Origin of the sequence: Zymomonas mobilis subsp. mobilis ATCC 10988 (assembly GCF_000175255.2) — a bacterium.
GTDB lineage: Bacteria > Pseudomonadota > Alphaproteobacteria > Sphingomonadales > Sphingomonadaceae > Zymomonas > Zymomonas mobilis.
On the sequence record NC_017262.1, the window covers coordinates 141898 to 159790 of the forward strand.

Sequence of the window (17893 nt, forward strand, 5' to 3'; positions counted from 1 at the left end):
ATTACAATTCCGGATAAAGTGGGAAGCGATCACAAAGCGCTTCGACACGCTGACGAACAGCGGTTTCAACCGCCGGATCACCTTGTTCGCCCTTGCTGCTCAACGCATCAAGAACATCAGCAATCATATCAGCGACCTGAAGGAATTCCGCTTTACGGAAACCGCGGGTCGTCGCCGCAGGCGATCCCAGACGGATACCGGAGGTTTTAACTGGCGGTAACGGATCGAAAGGAATACCGTTTTTGTTGCAGGTGATACCGGCGCGTTCCAAAGCGCAATCAGCATCACGGCCAGTCACACCCAAAGGCCGAAGATCAACCAAAGCCAGATGCGTATCCGTGCCACCCGTTACGAGATCGCTACCGCGTTCTTTCAAGCGCGCTGCCAAGGCTTGAGCATTTTCGACAACAGCTTTTGCATATTCCTTGAAAGAAGGCTGCAAGGCCTCACCGAAAGCAACTGCTTTTGCCGCGATGACATGCATCAAGGGGCCACCCTGCATACCAGGGAAGACAGCCGAATTGATTTTCTTTGCCAAAGCCGGATCATCAGTCAAGATCATACCACCGCGCGGGCCCCGCAAGGTCTTATGCGTCGTCGTGGTCGTGATATGCGCATGTGGCACAGGTGAAGGATGAACACCGCCAGCAACCAGACCCGCAAAATGCGCCATATCAACCATAAAGGTAGCTCCGACTTCATCGGCAACCTTACGGAAGAAGGCGAAATCGATATGACGGGGATAGGCTGAGCCACCCGCAATGATAACGCGCGGCTTGTTTTTCAAAGCCAGATCGCGCACCTGATCGTAATCGATCAACTGGGTTTCAGGATGCACCGCATACTGAACTGCATTGAACCATTTGCCAGACATGGCCGCCTTGGCACCATGGGTCAAATGCCCACCGGCATCCAAAGACAGACCCATAATGGTATCGCCGGGCTTCGCGACCGCTAAAAGAACGGCACCATTTGCCTGAGCGCCGGAATGCGGCTGAACATTGACGAATTCGCTGCCGAATAATTTCTTGGCGCGTTCGATAGCCAGCGTTTCGATTTCATCGGAAGGGGCGCAACCCTGATAATAGCGCTTACCGGGATAGCCTTCAGCATATTTATTGGTAAAGACAGAACCTTGCGCTTCTAGAACAGCACGGCTGACAATATTTTCAGAAGCGATAAGCTCGATCTGCTTGCGCTGGCGGTTCAATTCATGATTGATCGCTGTCAACACATCGGGATCAGCCGCAGCCAAGCGATCGGTAAAGAAAGATGCCGTTTCTTTAGTCATAGAGGATTAAGCCCTTAAACTAGATATTGAACTGAGGATTCGAAAGTTTATCGATGCGGCGAACATGACGTTCACCTCCAAACGGCGTTGCAAGGAAAGCTGAAATACAATCCTTAGCGGTTTCAATGCCGATCAATCTCGCACCCATAGCGATAACATTGGCATTGTTATGTTCTCTTGCCAAACGGGCGGTAAGGTTATCCGTAATCAAAGCGCAACGGGCAGCCGGATGGCGATTGACAGCGATCGAGATACCGATTCCCGAGCCACATAAAGCAATACCGAAATCAGCGGTTTTTTCCGCGATAGCGACAGCCAACTTATAACCGTAATCGGGATAATCGACTGAATGGTTTTCATGAGGGCCAAGGTCTTCGACCTCATGACCAAGCTCTTTCAGCCAAGTAATCAAGGTTGATTTCAACTCAAATGCTGCGTGATCGGAAGCAATCACCAGCTTTTTTTTCGTATTTGATGGCACAGCAGAGGTCACCTAAATTTTCCCCAAGTCAAACCTTGTCTGTTTTTTTATCCAGCAAGATAAAATTCCAGAAAGCAAGCCCTTTCAGGCCTTAAAGCGCCTTTGTTCTTAAGCATTTCAATCAGGAATGAAAACCATTTGCTATAATCAAAAGCAGAAAAAACCGACCTGAGAGCAAAAACAGGTCGGTTTTTATCATTATTTAACAAAAATTAAAATAAAATAATAAATTATGCGGCAAAACGCATATCAAGGCGATGCCAAATCGCAACCAGAGAGTCAGTTAATTCACGCAGCATCGCTTCATTATGGGTCGGGCCCGGTGTAAAGCGCAGTCTTTCGGTGCCACGCGGGACAGTCGGGAAATTGATCGGCTGGACATAAGCGCCATATTCATTCAGCAAAATGTCTGAAATCCGCTTGGTCTTGACCGCATCACCGACAAATAACGGGACAATATGGGTCGTCGTTGCCATGACCGGCAAACCGGCATCCTTAAACATCTGCTTTAATAAAGCGGCATGCTTCTGCTGGGCTTCCCGTTCTTTAGAAGATATCTTCAAATGGCGGATACTGGCCAAAGCGCCTGCGGCCAATACCGGTGCAAGCGAAGTGGAAAAGATAAAGCCCGGAGCATAGGAACGAATGACATCCACGATCAACTGATCGGCGGCGATGTAGCCGCCCATCACACCAATCGCCTTCGCCAAGGTGCCTTCAATGATGGTCAGACGATCGGCCAAGCCTTCACGATCGGCGATACCGGCACCACGCGGGCCATACATACCGACGGCATGAACTTCATCGAGATAGGTAATGGCATTGTATTTGTCGGCAAGGTCACAAATTGCCGCAATAGGGGCAATATCGCCTTCCATAGAATAAACGCTTTCAAAAGCGATCAGCTTCGGCAGGTCTGGATTTTCAGCCGCCAGCAATTCTTCCAGATGGGCAAGATCATTATGCCGATAAATCCGCTTTTCACAACGTGAATTACGGATACCGGCGATCATGGAAGCATGGTTCAATTCATCGGAAAAGATAACGCATCCCGGCAAAACCTTAGCAATCGTGGACAAGGTCGCTTCATTGGACACAAAACCGGAAGTAAAGGTAAGCGCGGCTTCTTTGCCATGCCATTCCGCTAATTCGGCTTCCAATTCGCTATGATAATGGGTGGTTCCGCTGATATTGCGGGTGCCGCCCGAACCTGCACCGACGTTATTCAGGGCTTCTTCCATGGCCGAAATAACATCGGGATTTTGCCCCATCGACAAATAGTCATTGGAACACCAAACTGTAATTGGGGTCGGGCCATTATGACCGGCGAAACAACGGGCATTGGGGAAATGACCTTTATTCCGCAAAATATCGATAAACACACGATAGCGGCCTTCTTTATGCAGGCGCTCAATCGCTTGGCTGAAAATATGTTTGTAATCCAAAGGATGACACTCCTTTTGACGAAAGAGGCTTTTGTGACAGCCTGACTATAAGAAGGAAGAATAGATCCGCTTTTAACCCTGTCTTAAAGATCAGACTAGGGAAAAAACGAAAAAAACAAAATAATCTGGTCGATTTCAGAGAAAGACAATTTCGTTTAATCCCCGCTTCTTAATATTTTCCCTAAAAGGCATAAGAATTTCAGTCGGTGCCGTATAAAGCAACTGACCCTTAGGGGGGTGTTTTTCATTTGGCTTTACGGGGCATAATGATTTTAATTCGCATTTACTCGCTAATTGATCGGCCAAATATCTGGCTCTTCTCGCGATGCCTTCACTGCCATCAATAAATAACAGGGGACGGGGCGAAACCGCCTCCAATTCTTCTTTGACCAAAGGAAAATGGGTGCAGGCCAAAACCACGACATCAATCTGGTCACCTTCTGGCTGCTGTAACAGACGGTCTAATTCTGCGCGATAAAGGGCAAGATCGCTTTTTTCGCCCCGTAATTTGGCTTCGGCCAAAGTTACCAGATTGGCAGAACCTTGCCGTATTACGGTACAATCGCTGGCAAATTCTTCCGACAGATGATCGACATAAGGCTGACGAATGGTTGCTTCTGTCCCCAAGACTCCAAAAACGTGACTTTTAGATAATAATGCCGCTGGTTTGATCGCTGGCACCGTGCCGACAACCGGAATTTGTAACGCTGACCGAATAAAGGGCAGGGCAATAGTCGAGGCGGTATTACAGGCAATCACTAATAAAGCCGGATCATACCGTTCGACCAAACGCCCTAATAAGGCCGGCACACGGGTGGCAATCTCTTCTTCGCTTTTGGTGCCATAAGGAAAACCGCCATTATCCGCGACATAAAGGATTGGCGCTTCCGGCAAAGCCTTTTTGACGGCGGCCAAAACTGACAAACCGCCCACACCAGAATCAAAAAATAAGACAGGACGGGACATTCTTTATCCTTGAATAGAGTCTCACTAAGAGCGGTTTTTTCTTAAAATCGGCTTTTTCAGCAAATGCGACAAACTGACCATACAGGCCGCAAAAGCAATAAAAATACCGATCCGCAACGCGATTTCTGCCCCATGATCGCTCGAAAGATAAAGGCAAAAGGCGACCAATGTCGCGCCAGTAGTCTGTCCCAAAATACGGGAAATCCCTAAAACACCACTTGCCGCCCCGCTACGGGTCGTCGGCGCACTACTCATCAAGGCGCGTTGATTGGGCGATAGAAAGAAACCAAAACCGCCACCACATAAAGCCATCATGATAACGGCTATAATGGGTTTTGTATGGGGCGGTAAAACAGAAATAACACCAATCCCCAATCCTAGAATAGCGAGGCCTATCCCACCCAAAATACCGGCTGGATATCGGTCAGACAAACGCCCCGCAATCGGAGCCAGAAACGCCCCCATTAACGGCCAAGGGGCGATTAAAAAACCGGTCATAATGACATCAAATCCAAGCTTGCCTTGTAACAGAAAAGGCATTGCTACAAAAATCATACCCTGCACAATAAAGGCTAAAAAAGCAGTAATGGCCGATAACGAAAAGAAGGAAATACGGAATAAATCAACCGCCAATAACGGTCTTTCATGGGAAGACTGCCACCTAACCAGAAATATGCCCAGAATAAGGGCAACTGCCTCTTCAATAATCGGAAGGGACGTCATGGAACCATGGGCAAGTTGCCCTAAACCATGCACCCATAAAGCAAATAGACTGGCACAGATAACAGCCGGAACAACATCAAATTTCTGACTCTTGCCTTTATCTTCTTTGGGTAATTTCTGCCATGATAGGAAAAAGGCCAAAATACAGATAGGGACATTGATTAAAAACAACCAATGCCATGATGTGAAAGATAAAATAATCGAAGCCATTGGCGGGCCCGCCGCAAAGCTAAAGGCCATAACAAGGGCATTTAGACCAAGACCTCTTCCCAAAATACGGGCAGGATATATTTGACGGACCAAAGCGGTATTGGCTGACATAATGGCCGCCGCCCCAATGCCTTGCACAAAACGCGCCGCCACTAAACCCAGAAAAGAAGGTGATATACCACAGGCCAAAGAAGCCAGAATAAACACGCCAAGACCGGTCAGAAAGACTTTCCGATGTCCTTTTAAATCGCCATAAGCGGCAAAAGGCAGCATGGCGGCCACCATAGACATTTGATAGGCGGTAATAATCCAGACGGAATCTGAATGGCCAACGCCCAAATCTTTCGCGATTGAAGGGAGGGCGGTGTTGACAATAGCGGTATCAAGAATGGCCATCGCCACAGAAACCGATATGGCACCCATCGCTTGATTTCTGTTTTGTCGGGTCATCCCTTCAACATCAGAAGAATTTGCTTGGCCGTTCTTTTGGTCATCTGGCATCATAAAATATCCATCAAGGCTCGACGTAATCTGCTTCAAATCAGAAATTTAACAAGGCCTATATTTTTTATTAGACCGTCTATGTCTTTAAATTTTGAAAAATACTACCGCCAGACCACAAAATATGTCTCACATGGGTTGTTTTAAAAATTTTCATTACCCAAAAATTGAAATTTGCTTTCTTTTAATGTGATAACAGGGGGTTTAGCCCGAAATCATTTGACCTTGCTTTCCCTATTTCATTCCGCTTTAAAGCTTCCATTTTGAAGCATATTTGAATGATAAAGGCGGGTTTCATGTCGCTAGAGATGATTGCAGTTCTGATTTTTACGATGGGCTATCTGTTGGGATCCGTGCCTTTTGGCCTGATTTTAGCTCGTCTTTTCGGTTCTGTTGATGTCCGGCAGGTCGGTTCAGGTAATATCGGCGCAACCAATGTGCTTAGAACTGGACGGAAAGACTTGGCGGCTCTGACCTTGTTCTTCGACATCGGTAAAGGTGCTTTAGCCGTTCTTCTCGCCCATGGCTTTTCCTATCACCTCTATCAACAAACCGGATGCGCTCCCGATCTCACATTGATTGCAGGGGCGGCGGCTTTTCTGGGACATTGCTATCCGGTCTGGCTCGGCTTCCGCGGCGGAAAAGGGGTCGCTACCATGCTCGGGGTTTCCTTTGCCGCTTGGTGGGTTGCGGGCGTGGTCTTTGCTGTTGCATGGCTTCTCTCTGCTAAAATCAGCCGTTATTCCTCGGTCGGCGGCATGGTTGGTGCGATTGCGGCTACGATTTCGGTTATGTTTATGCCTGCATCTCACGAAATTCATCAGGTCTATATTTCGCTTTTCTCTGGTATGACGATTTTATTATTGTGGCGGCATCGCGGTAATATCAAAAGACTGTTATCAGGGCAGGAAAGCCGCATCGGCGACCCGCAATAAAGCCCTCATTCAAAGGCGATCCGCGTTCATCCTATAACAGGCAAAGGTTATGACCTCATCTCGCTTCCCGTCTATGACCGAGGAAGATTACCGCGCCTCTTTACGGCTTATCCGAACGCCCCGTATCGGGGCTGTAACCTATAACCGATTGATAACCCGATATTCTTCACCCCAAGAAGCGCTAAAAGCCGTGCCGCTTCTGGCTAAAAGGGGCGGCGGCCAAGCGCCGAAAATCGCCTCGGAAAAAACGGTCAATGAAGAAATAGAGCAAGTCAAAACTTTAGGCGCGCGTTATATTTTTCGCCATACGCCTTATTATCCGCCGCTTCTCGATCAATTGGATAATGCCCCTCCGGTTCTCTTGGTGAAAGGGAATCCACGTTTATTGCAAAAACCGGCGATTGCGATGGTCGGGGCAAGAAATGCTTCGGCCGCTGCCTGCCGTTTTGCCCATGATCTCGGGCAAGAATTAGCGAATAAAGGCTATCCTGTTATCTCCGGTCTGGCACGCGGCATTGATACCGCCGCGCATCAAGGGGCGGGGATAGAGAAAACGATTGCGGTTATTGCGGGGGGTCTCGATAGCTTTTACCCACCCGAAAACAAAGAATTGCAGCAGGCTATTTCCGAAAAAGGCTTGGTCGTCAGTGAAATGCCGCCCAAAACCGAACCGAAAGCCCGCCATTTCCCAGCGCGAAATCGGATTATCGCCGGAATTGCCCTTGGCGTTTTGGTCGTCGAAGCCTCTCCTAAATCCGGTTCACTTATTACCGCCAAATTGGCGACAGAAATCGGGCGGGAAGTCATGGCCATTCCGGGCTTTCCGATGGATGCGCGCAGCCAAGGCTGTAACCAACTTATCAGGGAAGGCGCGACACTGATCCAAAATAGTAATCAGATTATCGAGGCGGTTTCTGTCATGGCCGCGCTTTTTGAAGAACCCACCGAAAAAAGCCCCCTCGAACCGCGTTTTTCCGGCTTGGAAAATGGCCAGATTGGCTATCGTTCTTCTCCGGCCATTGCCGAGGTCAAGGCAAAGGAACGCGAAATTATCCAAAGCCTGATTGGTTCAGCTCCTGTCGGGGTAAATGAACTTATCCGGCAATCAGGGCTAGAAAATGCGATAATCCAAACCATCTTATTGGAAATGGAGCTAGCTGGACGGCTCGAAAGTCATGCAGGCGGACGGGTAAGTCTGCTTTTTTGAATGATTTTTTGTTGCTTTCAACTCTGCCCCGCGAATACAGAATAGATCAACGCTTGTCTGTTTATCATTTTTTCAAAGGGATTTTCCCCTTTGATAACGAAAAAAAAGGCTCACTCTCCGCCGTAAATTGCGCGGAATGGTCAGGAGTATCATGAAACTCGTTGTTGTCGAATCACCGGCCAAGGCCAAAACTATCGAAAAATATCTTGGGTCGGGCTATCAGGTGCTGGCCTCTTATGGTCATATCCGCGATCTTCCCTCCAAGGATGGCTCTGTTAATCCCGACAACGGCTTTTCCATGGTCTGGCAAAATTATCCTGACAAAGCCCACCGCCTGAAAGCGATTGAAGACGCGGTAAAAGAGTCTGACAGCCTCATTCTCGCGACTGACCCTGACCGCGAAGGGGAAGCGATCAGCTGGCATATTCTCGAATTGTTAAAGACCAAAAAACTGTTACCCGATGATGTCGAACGGGTGACCTTTAACGCTATTACCAAAGCGGCTGTTACCGATGCTATGGCGCATCCTCGCCAACTCGATAATGATTTAATCAATGCCTATCTGGCGCGTCGGGCTTTGGATTATCTCGTCGGTTTCACGCTCTCTCCGATTTTATGGCGGAAATTACCGGGCGCAAAATCAGCCGGACGGGTGCAATCAGTCGCCTTACGGCTGGTGGTTGACCGTGAGCAAGAAATAGAAGGCTTTAAACCGCAAGAATATTGGTCGGTAGAAGCCGATATGGAAGCCGACAGTATCGGCTTTACGTCGCGACTTATCCAATGGCGCGGCCAAAAACTCGAAAAGCTGTCTATCGCAGATAAGACGCAGGCCGAGGCCGCTCAATCCGATGTTGAATCCGGTCATTTCACGGTTTCGAATGTCGAAACCAAACCGGTTTCCCGTAATCCGCAACCGCCTTTCACAACTTCGACCTTGCAACAGGAAGCCGCCCGTAAATTGGGTTTTGCGGCCAGCCATACGATGCGCCTCGCTCAAAGCCTTTATGAAGAAGGGCTTATTACCTATATGCGGACGGACGGGGTTCAGATGGATGAAAGCGCGATTGCCGCGGCTCGAAAAACCATCACCCAACGCTATGACGGCGGCTTTGTGCCGGACAAGCCGAGACAATATCAGGTCAAAGCTAAAAATGCCCAAGAAGCCCATGAGGCTATTCGCCCAACCGATTTTTCGCGCGACAAAGCGGCCAGCGGCGATCATGCCCGTCTTTATGAACTGATCTGGAAGCGCGCCCTTGCCAGCCAAATGGCCTCAGCCAAATTGGAACGGACAACGGTCGATTTAACCGATGGCACGGGGCAAAATGTCTTGCGGGTCACGGGGCAGGTCGTCTTATTCTCTGGCTTTCTGACGCTTTATGAAGAAAGCGCTGACGATAACGCCAATGACCGCGATGGCAAAGAAGGCCGCGCCCGTTTGCCTTTATTACGGGCAGGCAATGCACCTTTGAAAAAAGAAGTCAGGGCAGATCAACATTTCACCCAGCCGCCGCCCCGTTATTCGGAAGCGAGCTTGGTCAAAAAAATGGAAGATTTGGGCATCGGCCGCCCATCCACTTACGCTTCGGTTATTCAGGTTCTAAAAGACCGCGCCTATGTCACGCTGGAACGCAACCGCTTCATTCCCAGCGAAGCCGGACGTTTGTTGACGGCCTTTCTTGAACGTTTCTTTGAACGTTATGTCAGCTATGACTTTACCGCGGGCTTGGAAGACAGCCTTGACGAAATTTCCGGCGGTCGGGCTGACTGGCAAAAAGTCCTTGATGCTTTCTGGCATGACTTCAAACCCAAAACCGCCGAAGTCATGGAACAACAGCCCTCGGCTATCACCGCAGAATTGGATAAATTCCTTGAACCTTGGCTTTTCCCTGACAAGGGTGACGGCCATGATCCCCGTGAATGTCCCTCCTGCCATACGGGTCGTTTGGCGTTAAAAGGTGGCCGTTTCGGTGCCTTTATTGCCTGCTCGAATTATCCCGAATGTAAATATACCCGTGGCTTTGGGCAGGGTGAAGACGGCGTTGACGATAACGAACCCGTCCTGCTCGGTTATATGCCCGAAAATTCGGATGATGACGGCTATATGGCGTTTGCAGACCAAGGGGATATTTCACCCGATAACAACGCTTCCACCTCTGAAACAGGCGTTGCTGACGGCGGTGTCGCGGCTAATACGGCCTTTTCTGGCAAGGGGAATAGCGCATCCCATACAGACAGGGATGACTTACCTTTTGATCCTGACGAACCCGCCTCTTCAACCGGAAATGTCGCCTCCTCACAATCCCGCATGACAGGTGACGAAACGACTTCTTCCGGTAATGGCGTAGATTCATCAGGGCATCATGGGACTTCGGAATCAGTCGTGGCCTCTGGCGAAGCCGATGCCCATAGACAATCGGGTATCGGCACCCAAGCTCTTTCGGGTAAAAATAACGCAGGTCGCATCGCCGTCTCCGATAACAAGGGAATAAACAGCAGCAGCACAATCGCTGCGGCGCGCAAAGGCGGTTCTACTGACGATAATGCTACGGTCTCCGATCCTGATGGGGATATTGGCAGCGGGGCATCTTCTTCCGGTCAGGATGCCGATAATAGGCTTCTATCTCATCGTAATGGAGACATTGATAGCCGCGCGATTCCTGCGGATCACAAGGACAGTTCTAGCGATCAGAATGCCAGCCATGCGCTCTCTCCTGACCGCAATTCTGACGATGCCTCTGTCTCTAACAGTGATAAAAAGATTGATAGCAAGGCCGTTTCTACCGGCCATGATGTCGGCAATGCCATAACGTCTGATAACAGCCCTTCAGATAATGTCGCCCATCTGGCTAGCACGCCTTCTTCTGCGACCTCCTCGGTAAAAGTTGCTCTGGAAACAGAAAACAATGATACGGCGGCTAGCAAAGCGGATGAACAAGCCAAAGAGGAAGAAGAATCCAGAAAGGCAAGGGCGGTTACACGCCGGACAGGCCGTTTTGGGCCTTATATCCAACTTGGTGAAGGCAAAAATGCTAAACGGGTTTCTGTCCCCCGCGATGTCAATCCAAGGGAGGTTGATTTCTCATTAGCCAGCCGCCTCTTGGCACTGCCTCGCGAAATTGGGCTTCATCCCGAAAGCGGCAAAATGATTATTGCCGGAACCGGACGTTACGGTCCTTATCTGAATTGTGACGGCAAATATGCCCGCCTGTCTTCCACGGAAGAGCTGTTGGACATTGACATCGATCGGGCTATTGTAAAACTGGCCGAAGCCGCCCAAAATAAGGGGCGCACCGGTGCGACATTATCCCGCGAACCTTTGAAGGTTTTTGGCGATAGCCCTGTTACCGAAAAGCCAGTTCAACTGATGAATGGCCGCTACGGGCCCTATGTCACCGATGGTGAAACCAATGCCTCTTTACCGAAAGACACAACCCCCGAAAGCCTAACTTTCGAAGAGGCATTGGCGTTATTAGAAGCCCGCGCCAAAATGCCGAAAAAGAAGAAAACCAAAAAGGCAGCAGCCAAGAAACCGGCCGCCAAGAAGACCACCACAAAAAAAGCCGCCCCTAAAAAGGCGACAACAAAAACTACAACCCCAAAATCGGCCACTACCGACAACGCGACTTCAGAAGATGGCGATGCCACTCCTGCCAAGTCACCCGCCAAGAAAGCTGTCGCGAAAAAAACAACGGCCAAGAAGCCTGCCTCAAAAAGCGCGACTAAAAAGGCTCCAGCCAGCAAAACGACCGCAGCGAAAAAGACTTCTAAAGCTGCCCCCAAAGACGAAGTGGCCGAATAAAAACAAAAACGGGATAGCCATGGCTATCCCGTTTCTACTTTATATCATTAGCTTTTTTACACCCCAAGCTTCCCAGCCCCGCTTTCAGCCACCCGACTATCTATTCCACTCAAGGCCGACAACAGATTCAATAACACCCTATCTTTACAGATCCTCTAATCTCAATCCGCAAAGCGATTATTAAAGGCGATCCAAAAACTCGCGTCGATAGTATCAAGATCACGAGCATCCGCATCCATTTCGAAAGACAGCCTTGCTACTCTCGAGAAGGCGCCTGCAAAGATAGACAGAGATTTCTATTTATCTATACATATATTCCACACCGCCTTGGCTCATGCGATGACTTCTATTCCTTTAGTTATTGTCTTATCATACGCTTCATACGCTTCATACGCTTACGATCTAATTTATCCAATCAACCAAAAGCTATTCCGCGTTATGCTTGCAGCGACAATTCGGGTCTTTGCTCAAAGACACAGTTCTGAAACGAAAATCTTTGGCATCAATCAGCAGTAATTTGTCACCGCTCTCGGAACCAAATCCTGTAATCAAACGGATAGTCTCAATCGCAGCTAAACTTCCGATCGTTCCAGTCAATGCACCGAGAACACCTTGCGATGAACAAGTCATCTCCGGTTCACCCGGATCATCACCGACAAAACAGCGATAACAAGGTTTACTTGCTTCATATCCTTTGAAAACGGCTAACTGCGCCTCAAAACGAATAACAGCAGCTGACACTAGAGGAATTTTCAACTCTGTTGCTACATCGCTGACAACCAAACGGGTTCCAAAATTATCACTGCCATCCACAATAATGTCAGCCTGACCAATCAGCTTCTTAGCATTCTCTGCATCCAGTTTCTGGTCATAAGGCAATACTTTAACATCAGGATTCAGACGTTGGACAACATTAGCAGCCATAGCTACTTTATGTGCTCCGATATCACGGGTCGCAAAAAGTGTTTGTCTCTGTAAATTCGAGAGAGAAACCTCGTCATTATCAACAATAGTAAGACGACCGACACCAGCAGCAGCCAAATATTGAATAACCGGAGAACCTATTCCTCCAGCACCAACAATTGCGACATGAGCTGATAAGAGTTTTTTTTGTCCCTTACCGCCGATTTCAGGTAAAACAATATGACGGGCATAACGATCTAGCTGATTATCAGTAAGTATCATATTCCGGTCGATCCAAATCCGTTATGGCCACGCTGGGTATCATCTAAATCAGTGACCTCACAAAATACAGCTTGCGTTACTGAAGCCAATATCAGCTGCGCAATACGATCACCTCTTTTAATTTCAAAAGCTTCGTTGCCCAAATTAATAAGAAGAATTTTAACTTCGCCACGATAATCAGAATCAATAGTTCCAGGAGCATTAGGGCAAGCTATACCATGCTTTAACGCTAACCCTGATCTAGCACGAACCTGAATTTCATATCCGTTAGGAATAGCTACAGCGAAACCAGTTTTAACCGGATAACGTTGCATAGGTTGCAAAATTACGTCTTCTGCTGACACTACATCCATTCCCGCAGCGCCCTCACTAGCATAAGAAGGGAAGGGGAGGTTTGCGCCATGGGGTAGGCGTTTTATTTCAAGTTTTATTTTCATAAAATGATATCCCTTTATGCCAAGCAAAATTTTATTTTGATATAATTGATGATGGGTGCTCATTTATAAGATTAAAGTAATCGGCTATTTTACTCGCTAACCGAGAGGCAACCTCTTTTTTGGACAAAAGAGGCCAATTTTCTATACCTGCATGGCTAGCAATGAAGATTTTATTATAGTCTCCGCCCATTGCCGAGGGGGCATCTTCACTCTCAATAACAGGATTGGCTATTATCCAGTCACAACCTTTTTGTTGTAACTTTACTTTTGCATTTTCTAATAGATTTTCTGATTCTGCAGCGAAACCAACAACTAAAGAAGGACGGTCTATTTTCCTGTGAGATATATTCGATAAGATATCTGGATTTTCTATCGGTATAAGGTCAGGTTCTGATCTACCTTTTTTATATTTTGATGGAGAATAATTAAACCTCCAGTCAGCAACAGCAGCTGTAAAAATAGCACCATCTGCTGGGAGAGTATTTTCGACAGCTTTTTCCATTTCAATAGCCGTTTCAACATTCACGCGTTCTACCCTGTCTGGGGTGTTTTGATAAACAGGCCCCGTAACAAGTGTAACTTTTGCACCTAATTTTTGTAAGGCTTCAGCGATCGCGAAACCCTGTTTCCCAGAAGAGCGATTGGCTAGGTAGCGGACAGGATCAATTGGTTCATGCGTTGGTCCTGCTGTCACAATAAAATGTCTATTTTTTAAAAATTGATAATTTTGTTCTTCTGCAAAGAGAGACTCTGCAGATAAAAGAATGTCTTCTGGTGCTGCTAGTCGTCCAATTCCTGTTTCTCCACAAGCCATAGCTCCAGCTTCTGGATCAACAAAAGATATTCCATCAGATTTTAGTTGATGAATATTCCGTTGAGTTGCTGAGTGATGCCACATGCGATGATTCATTGCAGGCGCGACTAAGATTGGACTATCCGCTGCAAGAACTACAGTAGAAGCCAAGTCGTTAGCCAATCCATGAGCCATTTTTGAAATAAAGTCAGCCGATGCAGGTGCGACAATAATCATATCGGCTTCACGGGCTAGACGAATATGACGAATTGAAGCCTCTTCGCTTTCATCCCACATATCCTGCGCTACTGGATTGCCTGATAAACTAGCAAGGGCAAGTGGCGTTATAAAATTCGCTCCACCTTTTGTTATGAGACAGCGGATGTCAGCTTTTTTCTTCCTGAATAAGCGGATTATATCTGGGGCTTTGATAGCTGCAATACTACCAGAAATAACTAACAGGATTCGCTTTCCATTTAAAAAAGAAGACATAGATTATCTCGATTTGGAGGAGAGAATTAAAAAAAATGGTAATGGCCCAGAACTATCCCGATAATAAACGCGCTAAGGATGAAGACAGACAAATAATGTTTTGTAGTAGCAGATTTAATCGAATTCTTATTCGCTAGAGGATAGAGCTGTTCCTCTATGGTGAGAGGCGGATAATATTGATCTATCCGATCAATGAGTTCTGGTAACCGCTTAATGCTTTGAAGTGTTTTATAAAATTCTTCAGCTATTTTAGCTTCGGGTCCCAACTCTGAGCGTAACCATTCTCTTACAAAAGGCTCCGCTGTATCCCATAAATTGATATCAGGATATAAAGAGGTAGCCACTCCTTCAACTACAACCATCGTTTTTTGCAAAAGTAAAAGATGTGGCTGGGTCTGCATCTCAAATTCACGGGTTATAGCAAATAACCCATCCAGCATATGACTGATAGAAATATCGCGAACAGATAATCCTCTGATAGGTTCTCCAATAGTCCGCAAAGCAGTCGTGAATTCTGCTATGTCATGGTGAGATGGAACATAGCCTGCTTCGAAATGAATTTCCGCTATTCTGGAATAGTTACCTGTAATAAGGCCGTATAATATTTCAGCTAACCAGCGCCGTGCTTTTTTGTCGATCCGACCCATAATACCAAAATCAACAACAGCAAGAGATCCATCTTTTAATGCAAATAAATTTCCGTGATGGAGGTCAGCATGGAAAAAACCATCAGCTATAGCCTGCCTTAAGAAACTGCGAACAAGCCGAGTTGCCAAAGATTTTAGATCATATCCGGCCTCCTGCAATTTTTGATGATCTGAAAGCTTAATGCCATCAATCCATTGCATTACCATCATCGACTGGGATGTCCGATTCCAGTCTATTACAGGGACTTTAAAACCGGGAACTGCTTCCATATTTTCCGCTAACTCCGAGGCAGACGCAGCTTCTCTCCTTAAATCAAGCTCACGTATTGTCCATTGGCGGAAAGTTTTTACAACTAATTTAGGACGTAGGCGGATAAACTCATCATTTAATGATTCTATTTTCGTTGCGGCCCATTCATATGTTTCTGTAGCCTTTCGAAAAGCCTGCTTTATCCCTGGGCGCAGTACTTTTACCGCGACTGTAACGCCATCAAGTGTTTCTGCCTGATACACTTGAGCAATAGATGCCGAACCAATAGGAATTTCGTTAAAAAAACGGAAAGATTTCTCAATAGGACATCCTAAGGCATTTTCGATAACTATACGAATATCTTTAAAAGGCAAGGGCGGTACAGAGTCTTGTAAACATGCCAATTGAGCGGCTGTTTCTTCTCCGATTAGATCTGGTCGTGTCGCTAAAGTCTGACCAAATTTGATTGCAGCTGGTCCTAAGGCGACAAAAGCGCCTGTATAATCGGGTGGGTTTGGAACTCGATAGCCGATCCTAAGTAATCTTATTATCAAACGAAGGGATAACGGAACAATTGTAGATTTCTCTACCGTTTTTAAAACGCCATGTTTCGATAATATTCGGCTCCAGCGGAATAAACGCCAAAAATGAACAACGGCTAATGTCATTAATTAGACTTTCCAACCGCTATGTATAGCCACTAAACCGCCTAAAATTGGCCTTGCTCGTATTTGGACAAAACCAGCTGATTTAATCATATCAGAAAATTTTTCTATGTTAGGGAATCTTTCGATAGATTCGATAAGATAGCGATAACTGTCCTCATCATTGGCTAATAGCTGACCAATTTTAGGTACGATATGTGTTGAATACATTTTATAAAGATTAGAAAATCCTGACCACTTCGTCTGGGAAAATTCCATGCAAAAGAAACGTCCCCCTACTTTTAAAACACGCCACGCTTCGTCTAGTGCTTTTTGTATATGTGTTACGTTTCTAATACCAAAAGCTATAGTGTAAGCGTCGAAAACATTATCATTAAATGATAATGCTTCAGCATTTTCTTCTTTCCATGTAAGGTTTTCTATCGAGCGGGCTATAGCTCTCTTTTTTCCGACTTCAAGCATAGCTGGATTGATATCTGCAATCGTGACATTTGTACCGTATTTTGCCAATCGAAAGGCAATATCTCCGGTGCCGCCCGCCATATCTAGAATATGTTCACTGGCCTTTGGTTGAACCAGACGAACAAAATCATCTTTCCATAACCGATGGAGTCCACCTGACATAGCATCATTCATTAAATCATAGCGCGATGCTACACGACGAAAGACATCGCCAACAAGATGTGTTTTTTCCTGAGGCGAGACGTCTGAAAAACCGAAAGAAACTTTTTCCATATGAAAAAGTTTTAATGCTAATCAAAAGAACATTGAAGCGTAAAAAACTTTATGCTGCTGTTTTTTCTTATTTTAGGTGTTGAGAATGGAGCGGATGAAGGGAATCGAACCCTCGTCTTAAGCTTGGGAAGCTCCTGCTCTACCATTGAGCTACACCCGCTAGGATTATTTTGATCTTGAAATCAAAGGCTCTTTGCCACAACTAATATCTTTTGGTCAATGTTATGTTTACACAAAAACAGAATACTTGAATAATTTTGTCTATTAACCATTTCTGGATATATTCGACAATTTAAACGGAAGATCCTGTTGCCAGAGCTACCAGAAGTTGAAACTACCATTCGTGGACTATCTGAAGTCCTGATGGGTGAAAAAATTATAGATGTGAAAGTGCGCCGGGCATCTTTAAGACGGCCAATACCCTCTGATATTCAAGAAAGGCTAATAGGATCAACTATCATTTCTCTTAGTCGACGCGCAAAATATGGCATTATTGTCAATGATCGGGATGATGCTTTAATTTTTCATCTTGGGATGTCCGGTCGATGGAAAATAAATCCTGAAAATTTTGAGAAACACGACCACTTCGTTCTTCAAACAAAAAATAATTTTATAGTTTCACTTTATGACCCGCGTCGCTTTGGCTCTCTTGATTTAGTAAAAAAAAATCAATTGTTAGAATGGTCTTATTTTAGAAATATCGGGCCAGAACCTTTAACTGGGAATTTTAATCCAGAATATTTACAGAAGAAGTTATTCTCTTCTTCTGCTCCCATAAAAAAAATATTATTAGATCAAAAAGTAGTTGCTGGCATTGGTAATATTTATGCTTGTGAGGCTTTGCACCAAGCCAAGATACATCCTCAACGGCCTAGCAAAAATTTAAATTTTGATGAAATAACTTCACTTGTTTTTTCTATCAAAAATATTTTGCAAAAGGCCATAGCTGAGGGCGGGTCAACCTTAAAAGACTATGCACGACCTAATGGAGAGCTAGGTTATTTTTCGACTAAATTCAAAGTATACGGCAAAGAAGGTGAACAATGTGAATGTGGTCATACGATCGAGCGTTACACCCTAGGCGGTCGTTCAACTTTTTTGTGTTCTTCATGTCAAAAATAACCA

General features: G+C 46.2%; 14 protein-coding genes and 1 tRNA gene. 4 read left to right on the forward strand and 11 right to left on the reverse strand.

Translation table 11 applies throughout. The features are described from left to right. Window position 1: 1 nt before the first annotated feature. The 5 genes from glyA to ZMOB_RS00710 form a co-directional block, all read right to left on the reverse strand. Complete coding sequence (glyA, locus tag ZMOB_RS00690) at window positions 2-1291, reverse strand: serine hydroxymethyltransferase (RefSeq protein ID WP_011241023.1); 1290 nt, start codon at window positions 1289-1291, stop codon at window positions 2-4. A gap of 19 nt (window positions 1292-1310) precedes the next feature. Next, window positions 1311-1784: a ribose 5-phosphate isomerase B gene (rpiB, locus tag ZMOB_RS00695; RefSeq protein WP_011241022.1), complete on the reverse strand. Its 474-nt coding sequence runs from the start codon at window positions 1782-1784 to the stop codon at window positions 1311-1313. Between the two features lie 218 nt (window positions 1785-2002). Next, complete coding sequence (gene hemA / locus ZMOB_RS00700; RefSeq protein WP_012816914.1) at window positions 2003-3217, reverse strand: 5-aminolevulinate synthase; 1215 nt, start codon at window positions 3215-3217, stop codon at window positions 2003-2005. A gap of 135 nt (window positions 3218-3352) precedes the next feature. Beyond that, window positions 3353-4183 (reverse strand): glutamate racemase, encoded by an 831-nt coding sequence (gene murI, locus ZMOB_RS00705; RefSeq protein WP_014500343.1) that lies wholly within the window; start codon window positions 4181-4183, stop codon window positions 3353-3355. 24 nt (window positions 4184-4207) lie between these two features. Then, a complete protein-coding gene (locus ZMOB_RS00710) occupies window positions 4208-5620 on the reverse strand; it encodes an MFS transporter (RefSeq protein ID WP_014500344.1) in 1413 nt (470 codons plus the stop codon). A gap of 293 nt (window positions 5621-5913) precedes the next feature. On the opposite strand from ZMOB_RS00710, the gene plsY reads away from it, so the two are divergent. The 3 genes from plsY to topA all read left to right on the forward strand — a co-directional run bounded on the left by plsY (window position 5914) and on the right by topA (window position 11564). Beyond that, window positions 5914-6552 carry a glycerol-3-phosphate 1-O-acyltransferase PlsY gene (gene plsY, locus ZMOB_RS00715; protein WP_014500345.1) on the forward strand — a complete coding sequence of 213 codons (639 nt, stop codon included), beginning with the start codon at window positions 5914-5916 and terminating at the stop codon, window positions 6550-6552. Window positions 6553-6601: 49 nt separating this feature from the next. Then, entirely contained in the window at window positions 6602-7759 is a 1158-nt protein-coding gene (gene dprA / locus ZMOB_RS00720; RefSeq protein ID WP_014500346.1) for a DNA-processing protein DprA, read from the forward strand. A gap of 151 nt (window positions 7760-7910) precedes the next feature. Continuing rightward, window positions 7911-11564, forward strand: a complete 3654-nt coding sequence (gene topA, locus ZMOB_RS00725; RefSeq protein WP_014500347.1) for a type I DNA topoisomerase — start codon at window positions 7911-7913, stop codon at window positions 11562-11564. A 426-nt stretch (window positions 11565-11990) separates the two neighbouring features. On the opposite strand, the gene ZMOB_RS00730 is transcribed toward topA, so the two are convergent. The 6 genes from ZMOB_RS00730 to ZMOB_RS00755 form a co-directional block, all read right to left on the reverse strand. Next, window positions 11991-12749, reverse strand: a complete 759-nt coding sequence (locus ZMOB_RS00730) for a HesA/MoeB/ThiF family protein (RefSeq protein WP_014500348.1) — start codon at window positions 12747-12749, stop codon at window positions 11991-11993. Continuing rightward, the gene (gene dut / locus ZMOB_RS00735) at window positions 12746-13186 is read right to left on the reverse strand and encodes a dUTP diphosphatase (RefSeq protein WP_014500349.1); all 441 of its coding nucleotides are present in this window, start codon (window positions 13184-13186) and stop codon (window positions 12746-12748) included. Before dut ends, ZMOB_RS00730 begins: the two co-directional genes overlap by 4 nt. A 31-nt stretch (window positions 13187-13217) precedes the next feature. Next, on the reverse strand, window positions 13218-14471 hold the full coding sequence (gene coaBC / locus ZMOB_RS00740; protein ID WP_014500350.1) for a bifunctional phosphopantothenoylcysteine decarboxylase/phosphopantothenate--cysteine ligase CoaBC: 1254 nt from the start codon (window positions 14469-14471) through the stop codon (window positions 13218-13220). Window positions 14472-14497: 26 nt separating this feature from the next. After that, the gene (gene ubiB, locus ZMOB_RS00745) at window positions 14498-16036 is read right to left on the reverse strand and encodes a 2-polyprenylphenol 6-hydroxylase (RefSeq protein WP_014500351.1); all 1539 of its coding nucleotides are present in this window, start codon (window positions 16034-16036) and stop codon (window positions 14498-14500) included. A 3-nt stretch (window positions 16037-16039) separates the two neighbouring features. Further along, window positions 16040-16768, reverse strand: coding sequence for a bifunctional demethylmenaquinone methyltransferase/2-methoxy-6-polyprenyl-1,4-benzoquinol methylase UbiE (gene ubiE / locus ZMOB_RS00750; RefSeq protein WP_011241011.1), 729 nt, complete (start codon window positions 16766-16768; stop codon window positions 16040-16042). Window positions 16769-16854: 86 nt separating this feature from the next. Next, window positions 16855-16928 (reverse strand) — tRNA-Gly (locus ZMOB_RS00755). A 149-nt stretch (window positions 16929-17077) separates the two neighbouring features. On the opposite strand from ZMOB_RS00755, the gene mutM reads away from it, so the two are divergent. Then, complete coding sequence (gene mutM / locus ZMOB_RS00760; RefSeq protein ID WP_011241010.1) at window positions 17078-17890, forward strand: bifunctional DNA-formamidopyrimidine glycosylase/DNA-(apurinic or apyrimidinic site) lyase; 813 nt, start codon at window positions 17078-17080, stop codon at window positions 17888-17890. The last annotated feature ends 3 nt before the right edge of the window (window positions 17891-17893 follow it).

Bases quoted from the DNA above. Each gene is read 5' to 3' on its own strand.
- glyA (WP_011241023.1), bottom strand. From the start codon at position 1,291: ATGACTAAAGAAACGGCATCTTTCTTTACCGATCGCTTGGCTGCGGCT.
- ZMOB_RS00710 (WP_014500344.1), bottom strand. From the start codon at position 5,620: ATGATGCCAGATGACCAAAAGAACGGCCAAGCAAATTCTTCTGATGTT.
- ZMOB_RS00730 (WP_014500348.1), bottom strand. From the start codon at position 12,749: ATGATACTTACTGATAATCAGCTAGATCGTTATGCCCGTCATATTGTT.
- murI (WP_014500343.1), bottom strand. From the start codon at position 4,183: ATGTCCCGTCCTGTCTTATTTTTTGATTCTGGTGTGGGCGGTTTGTCA.
- dut (WP_014500349.1), bottom strand. From the start codon at position 13,186: ATGAAAATAAAACTTGAAATAAAACGCCTACCCCATGGCGCAAACCTC.
- dprA (WP_014500346.1), top strand. From the start codon at position 6,602: ATGACCTCATCTCGCTTCCCGTCTATGACCGAGGAAGATTACCGCGCC.
- topA (WP_014500347.1), top strand. From the start codon at position 7,911: ATGAAACTCGTTGTTGTCGAATCACCGGCCAAGGCCAAAACTATCGAA.
- plsY (WP_014500345.1), top strand. From the start codon at position 5,914: ATGTCGCTAGAGATGATTGCAGTTCTGATTTTTACGATGGGCTATCTG.
- coaBC (WP_014500350.1), bottom strand. From the start codon at position 14,471: ATGTCTTCTTTTTTAAATGGAAAGCGAATCCTGTTAGTTATTTCTGGT.
- ubiE (WP_011241011.1), bottom strand. From the start codon at position 16,768: ATGGAAAAAGTTTCTTTCGGTTTTTCAGACGTCTCGCCTCAGGAAAAA.
- ubiB (WP_014500351.1), bottom strand. From the start codon at position 16,036: ATGACATTAGCCGTTGTTCATTTTTGGCGTTTATTCCGCTGGAGCCGA.